This is a genomic window from Maritimimonas sp. 2405UD52-3 (genome assembly GCF_056591715.1).
In genome coordinates, this window is record NZ_JBWQOL010000037.1 from 1 (window position 1) to 205 (window position 205).

Sequence of the window (205 nt, forward strand, 5' to 3'; positions counted from 1 at the left end):
TGATGATATTTTAGGTGCGGTGACCTTAAGCGATGTAGCAGGTGATGGCGTAGCAGTGCTAGCCGCTGGTGACAGTGAGAGTGGTACGCTTAGCTATACGATCCAGGCAGGCGACTTAGGTACGACGATCACAAACATTGCTACGGGAAGTAGTGATCAGGCCCCAGATGTAACGGATACGAACAGCATCCCGGTAGCGACCCCG

General features: G+C 53.2%; 1 protein-coding gene. It reads left to right on the top strand.

The window, feature by feature from the left end; translation table 11 throughout:
* Nucleotides 1–205, top strand: a 205-nt coding sequence (locus AC1EU5_RS16075; protein ID WP_480193437.1) for a hypothetical protein, incomplete at both ends; no start/stop codon positions are given.